This window comes from Pseudomonas sp. LAIL14HWK12:I7, from assembly GCF_000483465.1.
GTDB classification, from domain to species: Bacteria; Pseudomonadota; Gammaproteobacteria; order Pseudomonadales; family Pseudomonadaceae; genus Aquipseudomonas; species Aquipseudomonas kermanshahensis.
This window is the reverse complement of sequence record NZ_AXYZ01000004.1, coordinates 228993-248218: the sequence shown is the minus strand read 5'-3', so window position 1 is coordinate 248218 and position 19226 is coordinate 228993. Positions and strand designations below refer to the sequence as shown.

At 65.4% G+C, this 19226-nt stretch carries 17 protein-coding genes; 14 read left to right on the top strand and 3 right to left on the bottom strand.

What is annotated here, in order from left to right; translation table 11 throughout:
• Positions 1-53: 53 nt before the first annotated feature.
• The 3 genes from D886_RS0105100 to D886_RS0105090 are packed head-to-tail and all read right to left on the bottom strand — an operon-like array spanning position 54 to position 5019.
• Entirely contained in the window at positions 54-1985 is a 1932-nt protein-coding gene (locus tag D886_RS0105100; protein ID WP_027592860.1) for an ATP-binding protein, read from the bottom strand.
• Positions 1982-2872: an ABC transporter substrate-binding protein gene (locus D886_RS0105095; RefSeq protein WP_027592859.1), complete on the bottom strand. Its 891-nt coding sequence runs from the start codon at positions 2870-2872 to the stop codon at positions 1982-1984. The genes D886_RS0105100 and D886_RS0105095 overlap by 4 nt, the downstream gene beginning before the upstream one ends.
• Entirely contained in the window at positions 2872-5019 is a 2148-nt protein-coding gene (locus tag D886_RS0105090; RefSeq protein WP_172960343.1) for a TonB-dependent siderophore receptor, read from the bottom strand. The genes D886_RS0105095 and D886_RS0105090 overlap by 1 nt, the downstream gene beginning before the upstream one ends.
• A 137-nt stretch (positions 5020-5156) precedes the next feature.
• On the opposite strand from D886_RS0105090, the gene D886_RS0105085 reads away from it, so the two are divergent.
• The 14 genes from D886_RS0105085 to D886_RS0105020 all read left to right on the top strand — a co-directional run bounded on the left by D886_RS0105085 (position 5157) and on the right by D886_RS0105020 (position 19224).
• Complete coding sequence (locus D886_RS0105085; RefSeq protein ID WP_027592857.1) at positions 5157-6182, top strand: NAD(P)H-dependent glycerol-3-phosphate dehydrogenase; 1026 nt, start codon at positions 5157-5159, stop codon at positions 6180-6182.
• 36 nt (positions 6183-6218) lie between these two features.
• Positions 6219-6566 carry a DUF4389 domain-containing protein gene (locus tag D886_RS0105080; RefSeq protein ID WP_027592856.1) on the top strand — a complete coding sequence of 116 codons (348 nt, stop codon included), beginning with the start codon at positions 6219-6221 and terminating at the stop codon, positions 6564-6566.
• Positions 6563-7021 (top strand): phosphohistidine phosphatase SixA, encoded by a 459-nt coding sequence (gene sixA, locus D886_RS0105075; protein ID WP_027592855.1) that lies wholly within the window; start codon positions 6563-6565, stop codon positions 7019-7021. The genes D886_RS0105080 and sixA overlap by 4 nt, the downstream gene beginning before the upstream one ends.
• 110 nt (positions 7022-7131) lie before the next feature.
• Positions 7132-7473 carry a hypothetical protein gene (locus tag D886_RS0105070; protein ID WP_027592854.1) on the top strand — a complete coding sequence of 114 codons (342 nt, stop codon included), beginning with the start codon at positions 7132-7134 and terminating at the stop codon, positions 7471-7473.
• Positions 7474-7567: 94 nt separating this feature from the next.
• Entirely contained in the window at positions 7568-8356 is a 789-nt protein-coding gene (locus D886_RS0105065; RefSeq protein ID WP_027592853.1) for an alpha/beta fold hydrolase, read from the top strand.
• Complete coding sequence (locus D886_RS0105060; protein ID WP_027592852.1) at positions 8353-9207, top strand: alpha/beta fold hydrolase; 855 nt, start codon at positions 8353-8355, stop codon at positions 9205-9207. Before D886_RS0105065 ends, D886_RS0105060 begins: the two co-directional genes overlap by 4 nt.
• Positions 9208-9316: 109 nt before the next feature.
• Positions 9317-10111, top strand: coding sequence for a DUF4892 domain-containing protein (locus tag D886_RS0105055; protein WP_027592851.1), 795 nt, complete (start codon positions 9317-9319; stop codon positions 10109-10111).
• Positions 10112-10123: 12 nt separating this feature from the next.
• Positions 10124-11170 (top strand): AI-2E family transporter, encoded by a 1047-nt coding sequence (locus tag D886_RS0105050; protein ID WP_027592850.1) that lies wholly within the window; start codon positions 10124-10126, stop codon positions 11168-11170.
• Between the two features lie 132 nt (positions 11171-11302).
• Entirely contained in the window at positions 11303-11392 is a 90-nt protein-coding gene (kdpF, locus tag D886_RS26765; protein ID WP_033693985.1) for a K(+)-transporting ATPase subunit F, read from the top strand.
• Positions 11393-11401: 9 nt separating this feature from the next.
• The gene (kdpA, locus tag D886_RS0105040) at positions 11402-13096 is read left to right on the top strand and encodes a potassium-transporting ATPase subunit KdpA (protein ID WP_027592849.1); all 1695 of its coding nucleotides are present in this window, start codon (positions 11402-11404) and stop codon (positions 13094-13096) included.
• Positions 13097-13105: 9 nt separating this feature from the next.
• Entirely contained in the window at positions 13106-15160 is a 2055-nt protein-coding gene (kdpB, locus tag D886_RS0105035) for a potassium-transporting ATPase subunit KdpB (protein WP_027592848.1), read from the top strand.
• 10 nt (positions 15161-15170) lie between these two features.
• Positions 15171-15722 (top strand): potassium-transporting ATPase subunit KdpC, encoded by a 552-nt coding sequence (gene kdpC / locus D886_RS0105030; protein WP_027592847.1) that lies wholly within the window; start codon positions 15171-15173, stop codon positions 15720-15722.
• A 158-nt stretch (positions 15723-15880) separates the two neighbouring features.
• A complete protein-coding gene (locus D886_RS0105025; protein WP_027592846.1) occupies positions 15881-18535 on the top strand; it encodes a sensor histidine kinase KdpD in 2655 nt (884 codons plus the stop codon).
• Entirely contained in the window at positions 18532-19224 is a 693-nt protein-coding gene (locus D886_RS0105020) for a response regulator (RefSeq protein ID WP_027592845.1), read from the top strand. The genes D886_RS0105025 and D886_RS0105020 overlap by 4 nt, the downstream gene beginning before the upstream one ends.
• Positions 19225-19226 lie beyond the last annotated feature (2 nt).

Here is a 19226-nt window from a genome sequence, read left to right as displayed (position 1 = left end):
GTCTATTTTCAGGTCCGAAGAACGTCCTGTCCAGTCCTTAAGACTGCCGCACTTTAGCATTTATCGCCAGTCGCGGTTGTCTGACCGGGTAACCAGCGTTGCAGCGCCCGCTGCAGCTCGGTGCGGCGCAAGGGTTTGCTCAGGTAGTCGTCCATGCCCGCGGCCATGCAACGCTCACGGTCGCCCTGCAAGGCGTTAGCGGTCAAGGCGATGATCGGCACGTGGATGCCGTTTGGCAGCAGGCGGATGCGCTGGGTGGCTTCATAGCCATCCAGGTTCGGCAACCGGCAGTCCATCAGAATGGCGGCGAACGGTTGCTGGCTGACCTGTTCGACCGCCTGGATACCGTCTGCCGCCACGCTCACCTCAAGCCCCAGGCTGCGCAGCATGGCTTCGATGACGTTCTGGTTGACCGGGTTGTCCTCCACCAGCAGCACCCGCTCGCTGCCGGTAAGCGGGCGCTGTTCACGCACCGCCCCGGGCAGTGGCGCCTGGGCCGGTGCGGCCAGGGCCAAGGGCATTTCCAGGGTAAAGGTCGAGCCCAGGCCTTCGCGGCTCTCACCGCGCAGCTTGCCGCCCATGCGTTCGGCCAGCGTACGTGCGATCGACAGGCCCAGGCCCGTGCCGCCATAGCGCCGGGAAATCGAGCTGTCGGCCTGCTGGAAGGCCACGAACATCATTTCCAGGCGGTCGCTGTCGATGCCGATACCGGTGTCGCGCACGCTGCAGGTGAACCACAGCAGTTGGCGGTCCAGCACCTGGCAGCGCGCTTCGACCTGCACCTGGCCCTGCTCGGTAAATTTCAGGGCATTGCCGACAAGGTTCAGCAGAATCTGCCGAATACGCGTGGGGTCGCCGTTCACGTTCAGGTGCTCGATGCCCGTCGGCATGTTCAGGTGCAAGCCAAGGCCACGTTGCTGGGCACTGTGCTGGAACGACTGGACACTGCTGGCGATCAGCTCGCCGAGGTTGAAGTCGATGCGCTCCAGCTCCAGTGCGGTGCGTTCGATGCGCGAGAAATCGAGAATGTCGTTGATGACCTTGAGCAGGTGCCCGGTGGACTCGCTGGCAACGGCGGTGTACTCAGCCTGCTCGCTGGTCAGCGGTGTGGTTTCGAGCAATTGCAGCATGCCGAGTACACCATTCATGGGGGTGCGCAGCTCATGGCTCATCATCGCCAGGAAGTCCGACTTGGCCCGGTTGGCCTGTTCGGCTTCCTCGCGCGCCTGGGTCAACTGGGCGATAGCGCGCTTCTGCTCGTCACTGGCTTGCTCCAGGGCGTTGGCCAGGTTGTTGATGTGGTGCGCCAGATGGCCCAGTTCACTGTCATCCACCACGGGCAGGGGCGTGTTGTACTCGCCTTGCTGAATGGCCTTGACCGCGTGACCCATGTCGCTGATCGGCTTGGCCAGGCTCATGGCCAGGCGGCGGGCCAGCAGGAAGGTGAACAGCAGGGCGAACAAGGCCAGGATGCCCGCCTTGATGACGATTTCCTGCTGGCGCTGGCTGAAGGCGTCATCGGACATGCCGACGATCACCCGCCCCAGGTAGTCGTCGCCAATGGCCGGCGTGGAGGTGTTGCCGGGCTGCAGGAAGTCGGTGTCCAGGCGGATTTGCTGAAGGCGGATTGGCGCCTGGAACACTTCCACTTGCTGCGCCCGGTTGGCGCTTTCGTCGGACTGCTCGACGTAGACCAGGATGTGGTTGCGGCTGTCCTGCACCTCGAGAAAGCGCACGTGCGGAATGCTCAGGGTGGCGCGCATCAGCCCTTCGAGCACCTCGTTGTTGCCCGAGATAACCCCGTATTCGGAGGCGGGCGCCAGCTGGTTGGCGATCAGTTGGCCGGTGTGGTTGAGTTCCTGGCGCAAGTCCTGGATACGCACGAAGGTAAAGAAGCTGATCAGCAGCAAGGTCAGCAGCAGGGCCGGGCCAAGGCTGATGATCTGGGTGCGGGTGTGGATGTCCCAGCTCAGGCGTCTGCTCATGGGTTGGATTCTCCTTCGGCCAGGGCCTTGGCAGCGGCGTTCGGGTCGATCGGTTCAAGGCCCAGGGCGCGTGCCACCTGCTGGTTGCCACTGACGCCGTAGCGCGCCGGGTAAAGGCTTCGCGGCCAGCGCGCGGGTGGCTGGTCGAGCAAATGGTCGAGCACGGCCAGCCAGTCGTCCTGGTCGCTGTAGGTGCTGGCCAGGGCGCCTGCGCGAACGAAGCCGGCATTTGGGCCAATCAACGCCATTTGCCGGCCGTAGCTGCTGAGCAGCAGGTTTTTCGCCGTCTTGGGGTTGTACAGGGCGGGGTCGTCGAGGCCCAGCAGCACATCGCTGTTGCCTAACAGCTGTTGCAGGGGCCGGCTGTCACGTTGGTCGGGCCAGTCCTGGGCAATGATCTCCAGGCCCAGCGGGCGGGCGGCATGGCGCAGTTCATCAAGCAAAAAGGCACTTTGCCTACCGTAAAGCACACCGATGCGTTGCGCCTGTGGCAGCAGGTAGCGCGCCAGGCGCAGTTGCCGGGCCAGGGGCGGGTCGCTCCACAGCAGTGTAAGGAAGGGGGGGCGCGACTTTCCCAGGCGCTGTTCAGCCTGTACTCGGCTGACCCGCATGGCCAATGCTGGTGGCCCGGCGTTTTCACTCAGGCGCCAATCCAGCGCGGCGCTGTCAAGCAGCACCAGGCGTTGATCGCCCTTGAGCTGGCTTGGGCGGGGCAAGTCGGCAGTGGTTTGGAAACGCACCCGGTCATGCGGGCGATGGCTTTCGAATGCGGCGACGAAGCTGCGAATGCCGGGCTGATCCTCGCCACCGACCAGCAAGATTTCACCGGCGGACAGCGGCCCCAGGGGCCACAGGCAAAGCAGCAGCACGCGCAGCAAGCGGGCCATCAGAACTCCAGCTCCGCGCTGACACTCAGGCGGTGGCGGCTGTCGTAGCGGTTTTGCAGCGCAGTCGTGGGCTCATCGTCCAGGCGTTGTTGCCACAGCGCCGCCAGCTCAAGGTTGCTGCCCTGTACCCGGAAGCGCTTGGCCAGGCGCAGGTCCAGGCGCTCGTAGCGGTACTGGTTGAGGGCATCGTCACCGTAATAGAACAGCGCACTCGACCAGCCGTCGCCCCACTCGCGCATCCAGCCCGCCGAGCCGCTGTTGCGGGCGCTGAGGCGGCGGTCGTCGGGGTTGCTGGCCCAGGCGTCGACGTAGGCGTAGGTCACGCGCAGGCGGTCACGCAGGGTGGGGCGCCAGTCCAGTTGCGCCTCGCTGCCGGTGAAGCGCGCCTTGTTGCTGTTGCTGGCGATGTACTGGTTGTTCTTCAAAGGCTCGCTGATCATCCCGGTGATCTCGTCGTAGAACAGCTTCACATCCATGCTCAGGTCGATGTCGCTGAAATAGCCGTTGTAGCCCAGCTCGCGCGAGCGCATGCGCTCTTGCTCGAGGTCGCCCGGGCCGCGGGTCTTGACGAAATACTCACCGTGCGGCTGGCCAAACGCACTGGGGTTGAGGTTTTTGACCGTGTAGCTCCAGTTGACGTTGTTCTCGAACATGTCGGGGGAGCGAACCGCTTCGGAATAGACCGCACGCAGGCCATGGCGCGGGGTGATCAGGTAGTTGACCGCCACCCGTGGGGTCAGCGAACTGCCAGACAGGCGCGCGTCTTCGAACATCGCCCCGCCCTGGATGATCCAGTGTTCGTCGGCCCGCCATTCCAGCTGGCCGAACAGGCGCCAGGTCTGGTCGACGAGGCTGCCATTGAAGTACGTCTGCGAGTCGGCACGATCATAGCGGTAGTTCATGCCGCTGAGCAGGCGCAGGCTGTCGGTCAGGCTCAGGGTGTCCTGGATTTCCAGGTCGTAGCGGGTTTCGCGGGTGCTCTGGTCGACATCGCCGCAGACCACATCGCGGCCACCTTGGTTGTTCCACTGGTCCTTGATGGCATCGACCAGCGCCTGTTCTTCGGGGTTGCTGCTGCGCGGTGGAGCGTTTGCGCCGCGCGCCACCAGCTCGGCAAAATTCGGGTTCAACTGCCACAGGCGGGTCAGCTCTGGGCTGAACGACAGCGCCGCATCGCAGGCGCGCCAGACTTGCTGGCGGTCGAAGTGCTGGGCCGAACCCTGGACGTACAGGCTGTGCTCGGGGTTGAAGTCGATGTTCCAGCGTACCGAACCCGCGTAATCCTTGGCGTTGGCGTCGGTGTTGTCGCCGCGCTCGGTGACGTAGGGGAACACCGGCTGGTAGGTATAGGGGCGCTGGTTGCTGCCTTCCTTGGCCGCCAGTTGCCATTCCAGGGTCTGGTCGGGGGCCAGGGTGTGGCTGGCGCTGAGGTTGAAGCGGGTGAGGCGGCGGCTGTCACGGTAGTCCTGGCCGTACTGGTCCTGATCGAAGCCATCGTCTTGCTGGCCGGACACCGACAGGCGCATGTCGCCGCCGTCCCAGCCAAAACCATGGCTGGCGTAGAAATCGTTGATGCCATCCTCGCCGCGGGTGACCTTGAGGCGCGTGCCATGGCTGTCGGCCGGGTTGCGGGTGAGGATGTTGACCACGGCCATCAAGGCGTTGGCGCCATAGCTGACCGTGTTGGGGCCGCGGAACACCTCGATGCGCTCGATGTCTTCCATGGCCAGGGGGATGTCGCTCCAGTCCACCGTCGCCAGGCCCGCGCGGTACACCGAGCGGCCATCGATCAGCACCTGCATGCGCCGCGCGTCGTTGACGTTGCTGCCATGGTAGTTGACCGTCGGCTGGTTGCCGGCGCCGTAGCCGATCATCATGCCCGGCACCAGGCGCAGCAGTTCGGGGATATCGCGGGCGCCGCTGGCGCGGATCAGCTCACTGTCGAGCACGGTCATGCTGCCAGGGACCGCCGCCGGGGATTGTTTGAGCCGGGTGGCGGTCAGAACCTGCGGCAGGTCGGTGTTGTCGATGAACAGATCGTCGGCCATGGCCGGGCCGCCGAGCAGGGCAGTCAGAAGCAGAAGACGCGGGTAAGGAGGCGTGCCTGGGAACACGGTACGACCTTGTTTCAGGGATGAAACAGGCATGTTAACCGACCGCAGGGCTTTTGCCAGTGATCTGGGTTTCCTTGCCGGCCCTTTCGTAGGCGCTGGCACTGGCCCTGTCGAATACGCACCGTATAATGCAGCGTCGCCACTTAACTTTTGGCTTTAACGGATTAGATATGACTGAACAGCAGCCTGTTGCAGTTCTGGGAGGCGGCAGCTTCGGCACCGCCGTGGCGAACCTGCTGGCGGAAAACGGTGTGCCGGTGCGCCAATGGATGCGCGACCCCGAGCAGGCCGAGGCCATGCGTGTCAACCGCGAGAACCCACGCTACCTCAAAGGCATTCGCCTGCACGACGGCGTAGAGCCGGTCAACGACCTGCTGGCCACCTTGCAGGCCTGCGACCTGGTGTTCGTCGCCTTGCCGTCGAGCGCCTTGCGCAGCGTGCTGGCGCCCCATGCCGAGTTGTTGCGCGGCAAGGGCCTGGTCAGCCTGACCAAGGGCATTGAGGCGCAGAGCTTCAAGCTGATGAGCCAGATCATCGAAGAAATCGCACCTCAAGCCCGCATCGGCGTCCTGTCGGGGCCAAACCTGGCCCGTGAAATCGCCGAACATGCGCTGACCGCCACCGTGGTCGCCAGCGAAGATGAACAACTCTGCCAACAGGTGCAGGCCGTATTGCACGGGCGTACCTTCCGCGTCTACGCAAGTGCCGACCGCTTCGGGGTCGAGCTGGGCGGGGCACTGAAAAACGTCTACGCCATTATTGCCGGCATGGCCGTGGCCCTGGGCATGGGCGAGAACACCAAGAGCATGCTGATTACCCGTGCCCTGGCCGAGATGACTCGCTTCGCCGTGAGCCAGGGTGCCAACCCCATGACTTTCCTGGGCCTGGCCGGTGTCGGTGACCTGATCGTTACGTGTTCCTCGCCCAAGAGCCGCAACTATCAGGTCGGCCACGCCCTGGGCCAAGGCCTGAGCCTTGAGCAGGCCGTCAATCGGCTGGGCGAAGTGGCCGAAGGGGTGAACACCCTCAAGGTGCTCAAGGCCAAGGCGCAGGAAGTTCAGGTGTACATGCCGCTGGTGGCGGGCCTGCACGCCATCCTGTTCGAGGGCCGTACCTTGAACCAGGTGATCGAGCACCTGATGCGCGCCGAACCCAAGACCGACGTCGATTTCATTTCCATCAGTGGTTTTAATTAAGCCGTCAGCGGCTTCGACCGGAACAAGGAGCGACACATGAACGATACGCCCGAACGCGCCCAGCGCGAGTCGATCATCCTGCGGGTGCTGTGGATGTTGGTGTTCCTGGTGGTCTGGCAATTGGCCGAGCTGCTGCTGGGCGGCCTGGTGCTGGTACAACTGATCTACCGCCTGGTCTACGGTGCCCCCAGCGCCAGCCTGATGAACTTCGGCGATAGCCTCAGCCAGTACCTGGCGCAGATCGGCCGCTTCGGCAGCTTTCACAGCGACCAGAAGCCTTGGCCATTCGCCGACTGGCCAGCCCCGCGGGCCCCGGAAGGTGAGGCGCCCCATGCTGTGGCACCCGCGCCGCACCCGGTGCGTGACGAAGAGCCCAAGCTGTGAAGCTGTGGGTGCTGCGCCACGGTGAGGCAGAGCCTCGGGCCAACAGCGACGCCGAACGCCGCCTGACCAGCCATGGCCGCGAGCAGGTGCTGCACAGTGCCGCGCGCCTGCTTGGGCAGCCGTTGCAGGCCATCATCGCCAGCCCTTATGTCCGTGCCCAGCAAACGGCAGCGCTGGTGCATGACACCTTGGATTTCCCCGCGCCAGTGCGCACCGCGGCCTGGCTGACGCCGGACAGCAATGTGCAGCAGGTGATCGGTGAAATCGAAAAGCTCGGCCTGGAGCACGTGCTGTTGGTTAGCCACCAACCGCTGGTGGGGGCCTTGGTCTGTGCCCTGGAGCATGGCCATGTACAGCAACCGGCGCCCATGAGCACCGCCAGCCTGGCGGAGCTGGAAGGGGAGTGGCCGTTGGCAGGCCTGATGACCTTGCGCGCAATCAGTTCGCCAGCCTGACGCCTCTTGGCAACTGGCATTTCTGCCAGTTGCCGCTTCACTCGACCGCTTGCTAGCGTGGCGCCACATCGAATGAGTGGCCAGGCAGGGAGCAGTTGATGAAGGGTGATATGCAAGCGCTGTTACGTTCACTGGACTTGCAACCCACAGTAGACAAAGTGCAGGAAGGCGTGGTGCTGGACTTTGCCCGGTACAGCGTGTTGCGCGACTCGGCCGACGCCAAGCTTTATCACCTGATGGGCAAGGTGGGCGATGCTAAAGACGACCTGGGCGAGCTGCAGGAAGCCTGCCTGCGGGTGTCCCGTTTGCTGCAGACCAGTTGCCTGGCGCTGCGCCGATTGCAGCTCGACTATGAGGACCAGTGCCTGGCGCGTGAAGTGCTCGAGAGCCAGCTGGCCTATATGCAGGCCTGCCTGCAGCGTTCGCTGGCCAGTTTTGTGCGTACCCGATGACCTGATAGCCCTCGCCGATGACCTTTCCGGACATTGCCGAGCGGCCCCGCGATGCCGACAATGGGCCATCCTCCCACCGTCCGGACCAGGCGCCATGTCGCAGCACATCTTCTTTGCCCACGCCAATGGTTTCCCGTCTGCCACCTACGGCAAGCTGTTCGCTGCCCTGGCGCCGGACTATCACGTTCACCACCTGCCCCAGCATGCCCACGACCCGCGCTTCCCGGTGAATGAAAACTGGCAGAACCTGGTCGATGAATTGCTGCACCACCTGGCGCAGCAGGATGCGCCGGTCTGGGGGGTTGGCCATTCGTTGGGCGGGGTACTGCACTTGCATGCCGCCTTGCGTTGCCCTGAGTATTACCGCGGGGTGGTGATGCTGGACTCGCCGGTGCTGACCCGCGCCGATCAATGGCTGCTGCGCACTGCCAAGCGTTTTGGCTTTATCGACCGCATCACCCCGGCCGGCCGCACTTTGGGGCGGCGCGAGGCGTTTGCCGATCGCGACAGCGCACGGGACTATTTCGCCAGCAAACGCTTGTTCCGCCACTTTGACCCCGACTGCCTGGAAGCCTACCTGGAGCATGGCTTGGAGCCCGCGCAAGAAGGGCTGCGCCTGCGTTTCGACCCGGCTACCGAGATCAGTATCTACCGCAGCATCCCCCATGCCAGCCCAGCGCCTGCCCGGCAACTGCAGGTACCACTGGCGATGGTGCGCGGCGAGCGCAGCAACGTGATCCGCCGGCACCACACGCTGGCCGTGCGCGGCATGGCCAAAGGCGAGTACCACAGCGTGCCGGGCGGGCACATGTTCCCCCTGGAACGCCCGACCGACACCGCCAGCCTGATCAAAGGCCTGTTCGACCGTTGGAGCCACGAATGAGCGCGCACATGGAGGAAATCCGCCTGAGCCTGGGCCATATCGAACTGGCTGCGCACCTGTTCGGCCCTGAGGATGGGCTGCCGGTGATTGCCCTGCACGGCTGGCTGGACAACGCCAACAGCTTCGCCCTGCTGGCGCCGCGGCTGCAGGGCCTGCGCATCGTCGCCCTGGACCTGGCGGGCCATGGTTACTCGGAGCATCGCCCGCCTGGCGCCAGTTACGCCCTGGCCGACTACGCCCACGATGTGTTGCGGGTGGCCGAGCAGTTGGGTTGGCAGCGCTTTGCCTTGCTGGGCCATTCACTGGGGGCGATCATCTCGGTGCAACTGGCGGGCGCCTTGCCGGAGCGGATCAGCCACCTGGCGCTGATCGATGGCGTCATTCCGCCCACCGGGGCCGAACAGGACGCCGGTGAACGCCTGGGCATGGCATTGCAGGCGCAGCTGCGCCTGGATGGCAAACGTAAATCCGTCTACCCGGCGTTGGAGCAGGGCGTGCAGGCGCGCATGAAGGGTATGGTCGCCGTCAGCTGCGAGGCAGCCGAACTGTTGGCCCAACGTGGGCTGATGCCAGTAGCGGGGGGGTACAGCTGGCGCAGCGACAGCCGCCTGACCTTGCCGTCCCCTGTTCGCCTGAGCCACGCGCAAGCGATGGCCTTTGTCAGGCGGGTGAGTTGCCCGGCCTGCCTGGTGGTGGCCGCCGACGGCATGCTGGCGCGCCACACGGAGTTGCTGGAGCAGCTACCCTTTGAACAGGTGACGCTGCCTGGGGGGCATCACCTGCACCTGAACGATGAGCAGGGCGCGGCCCTTGTCGCAGACTGTTTCAATCGCTTCTTTGGCTTTGCTTGACTTGCACCGGACAAGTGCCGAGGCTTGGCGGGTTGAACAGGGAGACAACCATGCACATGCCAGACACGCTGGACCTTAGCTTCGGCGCCCCGCGCCGACTGGGCTGCCGATGAGCGCGCCCGTAACCCTCCGTACTACCCTCGCTGCCTGCTTCGTGCTCGCCAGCCCCTTGCTGTGGGCAGGTAGCCTGCCCGTTCCCGTGGATGCCAAAGTGGTCGACCAACGCCCTGCAGTGGAGCAGGAGCGCGTGTACCCCATGGGGCCTTTGCGCAAGATCAGCGGCCGCCTGCGGGTCGACGACAAGGTCGAGAGCCGTGGCCAGGTCAGCTCGGTCACCTATGAACTGCCGGTGGAGCGCACGGCCCGCGAAGCGTTCACCAGCGCCCGCGAAGCACTGCAACACGACGGTGGTTACCCATTGTTCTGGTGCCAGGGCCGCGACTGCGGCGAAGCCAGCCTTTGGGCCAATGATGTATTCGCCAATGCACGGCTCAATGGCGGTGACGAGCAGCAGGCGTTCATCCTCCTGCGCCGTTCTGCAGAAGAGGCCGACACACTGGTGGCGTTGTACAGCGTCACCCGCGGCAACCGCCGCGCCTACCTGCACGTGGAAGAGTTCGTTGCTGCCAGCCCGCTGGGTGAGCTGCTGCCCACGGCCGCCACGGTGCTGCGCGAAATGCGCGACACCGGCAAGCTCGACTACCCTGACCTGAGCACGCCGCAACCTGCCTGGGTGGCGTTGTTGGGGCGTAGCCTCAACCTGGACAGCACCTTGCGCGCCAGCCTCAGCGGCAAAGAGGCCGAAGCGTGGCGTGAGCAACTGGTCAAGGCGGGCGTGCGCAGCAACCGGCTCGAGGTCGGCAACGCCCCTACCGATGGCCTGCACCTGGAACTGATCCGTTGAACGAGCACCGCCATGGCCAATAATGACCGCCTGCTGATCCAGATCGTCCTGTTGACGCTGCTCGGCGCTGCGTTGTGGGTCATGGCACCGTTCATTTCGGCGCTGCTGTGGGGCGCCATTTTGGCCTTTGCCAGCTGGCCGCTGATGCGCTTGCTGACGCGTGCGCTGGGCGGGCGCGAAACGTTGGCCGCCAGCCTGCTGACGGCGGCCTGGATCCTTATCGTGGCGTTGCCGCTGGTATGGCTGGGTTTCAACCTGGCGGATCACATTCGTGATGCCACGGCGTTTGTCCGTGATGTGCAGGTGGATGGCCTGCCCGAGGCGCCGGCCTGGCTGGGCAGCATTCCCCTGGTGGGTGAGCGCATGGTCAATTGGTGGCAATCGCTCGACCAGCAAGGTGCGGCCTTGATCGCTTCGATCAAGCCTTACCTGGGCCAAGTGGGCAACTGGTTGCTGGCGCGCAGTGCGCAGATTGGCAGCGGCATGCTCGAACTGAGCTTGAGCCTGGTCTTCGTGTTCTTCTTCTACCGTGACGGCCCGCGCCTGTCGGCGTTCGTGCTGCGCCTGTTGCAGCGCTTGACCGGTGACCGCGCCGAGTACTACCTGGACCTGGTGGCGGGCACCGTGCAACGCGTGGTCAACGGCGTCATCGGCACGGCAGCGGCCCAGGCCTTGCTTGCGCTGATCGGCTTCCTGATTGCCGGCGTCCCCGGGGCCATCGTGCTGGGCCTGGTGACCTTCATGCTTAGCCTGATCCCCATGGGGCCACCCCTGGCGTGGATCCCCGCGACGGCCTGGTTGGCGTGGAAAGGGGAGTACGGCATGGCGGTGTTCCTGGGTATCTGGGGCACCTTCGTCATCAGTGGCGTGGACAACGTGCTCAAGCCCTACCTGATCAGCCGTGGCGGCAACCTGCCGCTGGTCATCGTGCTGCTGGGTGTGTTCGGCGGGTTGATCGCCTTTGGCTTCATTGGCCTGTTCATCGGGCCGACTTTGCTGGCGGTGGGGTATAGCCTGTTGTTGGACTGGAGCCGCAACGCCGGGCAGCAAACACCGTAGCGCCTTCGAACGGGGCGCGTTTTTACACATTCTTTATGCGTTGATCCATCCCTCGATCTCGCCCCTTTACGCCCCTCCCTCGGACAATTTCCCCAAAGCGGCCCAAGCGCCGCACCACGGGGAGCTCCACACATGAACATGCTCGACGGGCTGTCACTGCTGCTGGCAGTGGCATTGGCGATTTACCTGCTGATGGCGCTGCTGCGCGCCGATCGCAGCTAGGGAGTGGCCATGCACAGTTACGACTTTGCCTTGTTACTGGCGTTTTTCGCCATCGTGCTGCTACCGGCACCTTGGCTTGGGCGGTTCTACTACAAGGTGATGGAAGGCCAACGCACCTGGCTGTCACCGGTGTTGAGCCCGGTAGAGCAGGCCTGCTATCGACTGGCAGGCGTACGCGCCGACCAGGAGCAGAACTGGAAGCAATACACCCTGGCGTTGCTGGCCTTCAACCTGGCCGGCTTCCTGCTGTTGTTTGTCGTGCTGCTGTTGCAGGGCTACTTGCCGCTCAACCCACAGCAATTGCCCGGGCAGGAGTGGTCGCTGGCGTTCAACACCGCCGTAAGCTTCGTCACCAACACCAACTGGCAGGCTTACAGCGGCGAGTCATCGGTCAGCTACCTGAGCCAGATGCTGGGCCTGACAGTGCAGAACTTCGTCAGTGCTGCCACTGGCCTGGCAGTACTTGTGGCCCTGTGCCGCGGCATTGCCCGCCGTTCGGCCGCCACCCTGGGCAACTTCTGGGTCGACATGACCCGGGCCACGCTCTATGGGCTGTTGCCCCTGTGCCTGGTGCTGGCGCTGCTGCTGGTGTGGCAGGGTGTGCCGCAGACCTTTGCCGACTATGCGCACGCACTGACCCTGCAAGGCACTGACCAGACCATCCCCCTCGGCCCGGCGGCTAGCCAGATCGCCATCAAGCAGTTGGGCACCAACGGCGGCGGCTTCTTCGGCGTCAACGCGGCACACCCGTTCGAAAACCCCACGGCGTGGAGCAACCTGTTCGAGGTGGCGTCGATCATTCTCATCCCGGCGGCGCTGGTGTTCACCTTCGGCCATTACGTGAAAGACCTGCGCCAGAGCCGGGCGATTCTTGCCTGCATGCTGAGCCTGTTCCTCATGGGTGGCGCTACCGCGTTATGGTCCGAATACCAGCCCAACCCGGCCTTGCAGAGCGCGCAGGTGCAGCAAAGCGCGCCGCTGGAAGGCAAGGAAAGCCGCTTCGGCACCACCGGTTCGGTGTTGTGGACAGTGACCACTACGGCAGCCTCCAATGGCTCGGTCAATGCCATGCACGACAGCCTCAACCCGCTGACCGGCATGGTTGCGATGGTCAACATGATGGTCGGCGAGGTGATCTTCGGCGGCGTCGGTGCGGGGCTCTACGGCATGCTGTTGTTCGTGCTGATCGCCGTGTTCCTGGCCGGCCTGATGATTGGCCGTACCCCGGAGTACCTGGGCAAGAAGCTGCAGGCGCGTGAGGTGCAACTGTTGGTGGCGACCTTGCTGGTGATGCCGGTCGGCGTGCTGGTGCTGGGCGCCATCGCCGCCAGCCTGCCGGGCCCGGCGGCGGCGGTGAGCAACCCCGGTGCCCATGGCTTTAGCCAACTGCTGTACGCCTACACCTCCGGCACCGCCAACAACGGTTCGGCCTTTGCCGGTTTTGGCGCCAACACGGTGTACCACAACCTGATGATCGGCCTGGCCATGCTGGTCGGCCGCTTCGGCTACATCCTGCCGATATTGGCCTTGGCCGGCAGCCTGGCGGCGAAAAAGAGCGCACCCCAGGGGCTGAACAGCTTCCCCACCCACGGCCCGCTGTTCACCGGCCTGTTGCTGGTGACCATCCTGCTGGTGGGTGGCCTGACCTTCCTGCCGACCTTGGCCCTCGGGCCAATTGCCGAACACCTGAGCCTGGGCTTCTGAGGAACCACCATGAACATGCCCATTCCTGAAGTAAAAGCCCCCCACAGCGCCAAGGACCAGACCCGCTTCGCCGCGCTCTGGCGCCCGGCCCTGATCCAGGCCTTCGTTAAACTGGACCCTCGGCAGCTCAAGCGCTCGCCGGTGATGCTGGTGGTGGCGCTGACTGCCGCGCTGACCACTGTGTTGTGTTTTGCCCCCGGCAGTGGCGTGAGCACAACAGTGGCGGTGCAAATTGCCCTGTGGCTGTGGTTTACCGTGCTGTTCGCCAACTTTGCCGAAGCCCTCGCCGAAGGCCGTGGCAAGGCCCGCGCTGACAGCCTCAAGGCCGGGAGCCAGGGGCTGAACGCCCAACGTCGCGACAGCGCTGGCGCATTCGAAACGGTTGCCGCGACCGCGCTGCGCAAGGGCGATGTGGTCAAGGTGATCGCGGGTGAACTGATCCCGGGTGATGGTGAGGTAATCGAAGGCATCGCGGCGGTCAACGAGGCGGCCATCACCGGTGAGTCGGCCCCGGTGATCCGCGAGTCCGGCGGCGACCGTTCTGCGGTCACCGGCAACACGCGGCTAGTGTCTGACTGGTTGCTGATCCGCATCACCAGCAACCCTGGCGAATCGACCCTGGACCGAATGATCGCCTTGGTCGAAGGGGCCAAACGGCAGAAAACGCCCAATGAGATTGCCCTGGATATCCTGCTGATTGGCCTGACCCTGATCTTCCTGATCGTGGTCGTGACCCTGCAGCCGTTCGCCCACTTTGCCGGCGGTAGCCTGCCGTTGATCTTCCTGGCCGCACTGCTGGTGACGTTGATCCCCACCACCATCGGCGGCTTGCTGTCGGCCATTGGCATTGCCGGCATGGACCGCCTGGTCCGGCTCAACGTCATTGCCCGTTCCGGCCGCGCGGTGGAAGCTGCGGGCGACGTGCACACCCTGATGCTCGACAAGACCGGCACCATCACCTTCGGCAACCGCCGCTGCAGCGCGCTGCATGCCGCGCCGGGCGTCACCGCCAAGGAGCTGGGGGAGGGCGCCTTGTTCGCCTCGCTGGCCGATGACACGGCCGAGGGCAAATCGATCGTCGAGTACCTGCGCCAGTTGCACGACTTCGTCGAACCCTCCGGGCAGCAGCTGGAACCGATCGCCTTCAGCGCTGAGACACGGTTGTCGGGTGTCGACTTCCAGCAGCACCGCTACCGCAAGGGTGCTGTCGATGCGGTACTGGCATTCGTTGGCCTGCAACGGCTGGAAATGCCGCCGGCATTGGCCCGCGAGGTCGAGCGCATTGCCCAGAGTGGCGGCACGCCGCTGCTGGTGTGTGTCGACCAGCGCTTGCTTGGGGTGATCCACCTCAAGGACGTGGTCAAGCCGGGTATTCGCGAGCGCTTTGCCGAGCTGCGCAAGCTGGGTATCCGCACCGTGATGGTAACCGGTGACAACCCGCTGACGGCCGCTGCCATTGCCGCCGAGGCCGGGGTCGATGACGTGCTGGCCGAGGCCACCCCAGAGAAGAAGCTGGCGCGCATCCGTCAGGAGCAAAACGACGGCCGCCTGGTCGCCATGTGCGGCGACGGCGCCAACGACGCCCCGGCGCTGGCCCAGGCCGATGTGGGCATGGCCATGAACGACGGCACCCAGGCAGCCCGTGAGGCGGCCAACATGGTCGACCTGGACAGCGACCCGACCAAGCTGCTGGACGTGGTCCAGGTGGGCAAGGAACTGCTGGTGACCCGTGGCGCCTTGACCACCTTCTCGATTGCCAACGACGTGGCCAAGTACTTCGCCATCCTGCCGGCGTTGTTCGCGGCCATCTACCCGCAGCTGGGCGTGCTCAACCTGATGCACCTGGCCAGCCCGCAGAGCGCGATCTTGTCGGCGATCGTGTTCAACGCGCTGATCATCATCGTGTTGATCCCGCTGGCGCTGCGCGGTGTGCGGGTGCACGCGGCGAGCGCGGCCCACCTGCTGCGGCGCAACCTGCTGATCTACGGGCTGGGCGGGATCATCGTGCCGTTCGCCGGGATCAAGCTGATCGACATGCTGCTCAATGCCTTGCACCTGGTCTGAGGAGGCCGCCATGAACACTTATATACGCCCGGCCTTGAGCCTGGCCTTGCTGATGACGCTGGTCACCGGCGCGTTGTACCCCTTGGCGGTGACCGGTATTGCCCAGGTCGCCTTCCCTGAACAGGCCAATGGCAGCCTGGTGCGTGACGCGCGCGGCGAGGTGCGCGGCTCGGCACTGATCGCCCAGGATTTCCAAGGCGATGGCTGGTTCCATTCGCGGCCCTCGGCAGGGGCTTATGCCACGGTTGCCAGCAGTGCCAGCAACCTGTCGCCGAGCAACCCGGCGCTGGCCGAGCGGGTAGGCAGCGAGGCCGCGAAGCTGTACCGGGCTGAGCAAGGGCCTGTGCCGCAAGCCTTGCTGACCACCTCGGGCAGTGGCCTGGACCCGCATTTGCCGCCGGAGGCGGTGGCTTATCAGGTAGCGCGTGTGGCAGCGGCCCGCAAGGTGCCCGTTGAAGGCTTGCAAGCCCTGGTGGAAGAGGCCACCCTCCACCCATTGATCGGGCCGCCTGTGGTCAATGTACTGGCGCTGAACCAGGCCCTGGAGATATTGGGCCGCTGACAGTTGGGCCGCGTTGCGGCCCTTCGCGGGTAAACCCGCTCCCACAGTAATAGCGCAGCTGCAGAATGTGGCGCGGTCCCTGTAGGAGCGGGCTTGCCCGCGAAGGCCTGCAGAGCAGGCCCAGATTCACCGATCGCCGCACAATCGAAGGATGAAACATGAGTGATTCCGCCCGCGCAGACGCGCTGTTGGCCAACCTCCCGCGCGAAGGCCGCGGCAGGCTCAAGGTGTTCCTCGGCGCCGCACCGGGGGTGGGCAAGACCTACGCCATGCTGCAAGCCGCCCACAGCCAGCAACGCCAGGGCGTACATCTGCTGGCCGGGGTCGTCGAAACCCATGGCCGCGCCGAAACCGAGTCGCTGCTTGGCGGCTTGCCCCAGCAGCCCCTGCTGCGCAGCGAGTACCGTGGCGTCACCCTTGAGGAAATGGACCTTGACGGCCTGCTCAAGGCCGCACCTGCGTTGGCCCTGGTCGACGAACTGGCCCACACCAACGCCCCCGGTAGCCGCCACGCCAAGCGCTGGCAGGACGTTCAGGAACTGCTCGCCGCCGGCATCGACGTGTACACCACGGTCAACGTCCAGCACCTGGAAAGCCTCAACGACAAGGTCCGCGACATCACCGGCGTGCAGGTGCGCGAAACCCTGCCGGACTGGGTGCTGCAGGAAGCGTTCGAATTGGTCTTGATCGACTTGCCACCGCGCGAATTGCTGGAGCGCTTGCGCGAAGGCAAGGTGTACGTGCCAGAGCAGGCGCGGGCTGCGATCGATGCCTATTTTTCCCAGACCAACCTCACCGCATTGCGCGAGCTGGCCATGCAGACCGCCGCCGCCCAGGTCGACGCCGACCTAGCCCACGGCTACCGCCAGCGCGGGCAGGAGGCTCCGGCCCTGCGCGGGCGCCTGCTGGTGGGCATCGATGGCGACGACCAGGCCGAACGCCTGGTGCGCCACGCCAGCCGCGTAGCACAACGCCGGCACTTGCCCTGGAGCCTGGTGCACGTCGACAACGGTAAGCTGCGCGACGAAGCCGCACGCCAACGCCTGCAGGCCGCGCAGCAACTGGCTGAGCGCCTGGGCGGCGAAGTGGTGCTGCTGCGCGCCGGTGAAGTGGCGCGCACGCTGATCCAGCATGCCGGCGAGCGGCGGGCCAGCCTGGTGCTGGTGGGGCAGTCACGTGATCGCCTGCGCCGTCGCTTCTTCGGCGCCGGTGTAGCGGCGCGGCTGCTGCGCGAAAGCCACGGCCTGGAGATCAACGTGCTCGACCGCGATGCCCAGCCGGCCCCGGCCAGTGCGGCGGTGCAACGGGTATGGGTGTGGCGCCACTACCTGCTGGCCCTGCTTGCCACACTGCTGGCGGCCGGTTTGTCGTGGGCCGTGTCCAGCGTGCTGGCGCTGCCCAATATCTCCCTGGTGTTCCTTGCCGCCGTGCTGTTGGTAGCGGTGCGCAGCAGCCTGGGGCCGGCCTTGGCCTGCGCCGCGCTGTCGTTTCTGACCTACGACTTCCTGTTCATCCCGCCCAATTTCTCGTTCAGCATCCAGCGCGAGGAAGACGTGCTGACCTTGGTGTTCTTCCTGCTGATGGCGGCCCTCACCGGAAACCTTGCGGCCCGCCAGCGCCGCCAGTTGCAGGCGCTGCGCGAGACGCAGGCGCAGACCAGCCAGTTGCTTGATTTATCCCGCCGCCTGACCGTTGCCGCCGACCGCCAAGCGGTGTTCAACGCCGCCGGCCAACACCTTGACGGCTGGCAGGATGTGCAAGTCTGCCTGCTCGAACGTAACCCCGAAGGCCAGCTGCACCTGGCCAGTGGCGAGGCCCAGGGCCTCAGTGACAACGAGCGCGCCGCCGCCGAGTGGGCCTGGCAGCACGGGCAGGCGGCTGGCCATGGCAGCGATACCTTGCCCAATGGCCGCTGGTGGTGGTGGCCGCTAGCGGTCGATGACCACCCGCTGGCCTTGCTCGGCGTGCGCCCGCGCTCTGGCGACCCGCTCAGCGCCCAGCGCCGGCGCCTGCTCATGGCCCTCGGCCAACCCCTGGCCCAAGCCCTGGCCCGCGCCCGCCTGGCCGAACAACTGGAAGCGGCGCGCCTGCATGGCGAAACCGAGCAACTGCGCAGTGCCTTGTTAGCCTCGGTCTCCCACGACCTGCGCACGCCCTTGACCGCCATGCGCGGCAGCATTGACAGCTTGCTGGCGCTGGGTGAGGCGATCCCCGAGGACGACCGCCGCGAGTTGCTGGAAGGCACCCGCAACGAGGCCGAGCGCCTGGACCGCTACATCCAGAACCTGCTCGACATGACCCGGTTGGGCCATGGCGGCCTCAAGCTGGCCCGCGACTGGGTGGCCCCCGCAGACATCGTCGGCAGTGCGCTGAACCGCCTGCGGGTGGTGCTTGCGCCCCTGCGCGTGCACACCGATGTGCCGGCCGAGCTGCCGTTGCTGTTCGTGCATGCGGCGCTGATCGAGCAGGCCTTGGTCAACGTGCTGGAGAACGCTGCACGCTTCTCGCCGGCCCAGGGTCGGCTGGAACTGCAGGTGTCGGTGCAGGGCGAACAACTGCGCATTGCCGTCAGCGACCAGGGCCCAGGCATTCCTGTGGCCGAGCGGGAGAAGATTTTCGACATGTTCTACACCGCCGCCCGCGGTGACCGGGGCGGGCAGGGCACTGGCCTGGGCCTGGCGATCTGCCAGGGCATGATCGGCGCCCATGGCGGGCAGATCCTGGTGGGTGAAGGGATCGATGGCCAGGGCACCGGCATCACTTTATGCTTGCCGCTGCCCCCTCAACCTGAAGCCGAAAGCGAAGCCCCATGAGCCAGTCCGCCACCCTCCTGGTCATCGACGATGAACCGCAGATCCGCAAGTTTTTGCGCATCAGCCTGACGTCCCAGGGCTACAAGGTGATCGAGGCCGCCACCGGCAGCGAGGGCCTGGCGCAGGCCGCCTTGGGCAAGCCCGACCTGGTGGTGCTCGACCTCGGCCTGCCGGACATGGACGGCCAGCAAGTGCTGCGCGAACTGCGTGAGTGGAGCGCAGTGCCGGTGCTGGTGCTGTCGGTGCGTGCCAGTGAGGTGCAGAAGGTCGATGCGCTGGACGGCGGCGCGAATGACTACGTGACCAAGCCGTTTGGTATTCAGGAGTTTCTGGCGCGGGTGCGCGCCTTGCTGCGCCAGGTGCCGCAGGCCGGCGGGGGCGAGGTGGCGGCCAGTTTCGGGCCGTTGACCGTGGACTTTGCCTTCCGCCGTGTGACCCTGGAGGGCGTCGAGGTGGCGCTGACCCGCAAGGAGTATGCGTTGCTGGCCCAGCTGGCCGGGCACCCGGGCCGGGTGATTACCCAGCAGCAGTTGCTCAAGGACATTTGGGGGCCGACCCATGTGGACGATACCCACTACCTGCGGATCGTGGTCGGGCACCTGCGGCAAAAACTCGGGGATGACCCCATGGCGCCGCGTTTCATCATCACCGAGGCGGGCGTCGGTTACCGGTTGGTCGCGCCCGCCTGATG

Bases quoted from the DNA above. Each gene is read 5' to 3' on its own strand.
- D886_RS0105100 (WP_027592860.1), bottom strand. From the start codon at position 1,985: ATGAGCAGACGCCTGAGCTGGGACATCCACACCCGCACCCAGATCATC.
- D886_RS0105095 (WP_027592859.1), bottom strand. From the start codon at position 2,872: ATGGCCCGCTTGCTGCGCGTGCTGCTGCTTTGCCTGTGGCCCCTGGGG.
- D886_RS0105090 (WP_172960343.1), bottom strand. From the start codon at position 5,019: ATGCCTGTTTCATCCCTGAAACAAGGTCGTACCGTGTTCCCAGGCACG.
- D886_RS0105085 (WP_027592857.1), top strand. From the start codon at position 5,157: ATGACTGAACAGCAGCCTGTTGCAGTTCTGGGAGGCGGCAGCTTCGGC.
- D886_RS0105080 (WP_027592856.1), top strand. From the start codon at position 6,219: ATGAACGATACGCCCGAACGCGCCCAGCGCGAGTCGATCATCCTGCGG.
- D886_RS0105070 (WP_027592854.1), top strand. From the start codon at position 7,132: ATGCAAGCGCTGTTACGTTCACTGGACTTGCAACCCACAGTAGACAAA.
- D886_RS0105065 (WP_027592853.1), top strand. From the start codon at position 7,568: ATGTCGCAGCACATCTTCTTTGCCCACGCCAATGGTTTCCCGTCTGCC.
- D886_RS0105060 (WP_027592852.1), top strand. From the start codon at position 8,353: ATGAGCGCGCACATGGAGGAAATCCGCCTGAGCCTGGGCCATATCGAA.
- D886_RS0105055 (WP_027592851.1), top strand. From the start codon at position 9,317: ATGAGCGCGCCCGTAACCCTCCGTACTACCCTCGCTGCCTGCTTCGTG.
- D886_RS0105050 (WP_027592850.1), top strand. From the start codon at position 10,124: ATGGCCAATAATGACCGCCTGCTGATCCAGATCGTCCTGTTGACGCTG.
- kdpF (WP_033693985.1), top strand. From the start codon at position 11,303: ATGAACATGCTCGACGGGCTGTCACTGCTGCTGGCAGTGGCATTGGCG.
- kdpA (WP_027592849.1), top strand. From the start codon at position 11,402: ATGCACAGTTACGACTTTGCCTTGTTACTGGCGTTTTTCGCCATCGTG.
- kdpB (WP_027592848.1), top strand. From the start codon at position 13,106: ATGAACATGCCCATTCCTGAAGTAAAAGCCCCCCACAGCGCCAAGGAC.
- kdpC (WP_027592847.1), top strand. From the start codon at position 15,171: ATGAACACTTATATACGCCCGGCCTTGAGCCTGGCCTTGCTGATGACG.
- D886_RS0105025 (WP_027592846.1), top strand. From the start codon at position 15,881: ATGAGTGATTCCGCCCGCGCAGACGCGCTGTTGGCCAACCTCCCGCGC.
- D886_RS0105020 (WP_027592845.1), top strand. From the start codon at position 18,532: ATGAGCCAGTCCGCCACCCTCCTGGTCATCGACGATGAACCGCAGATC.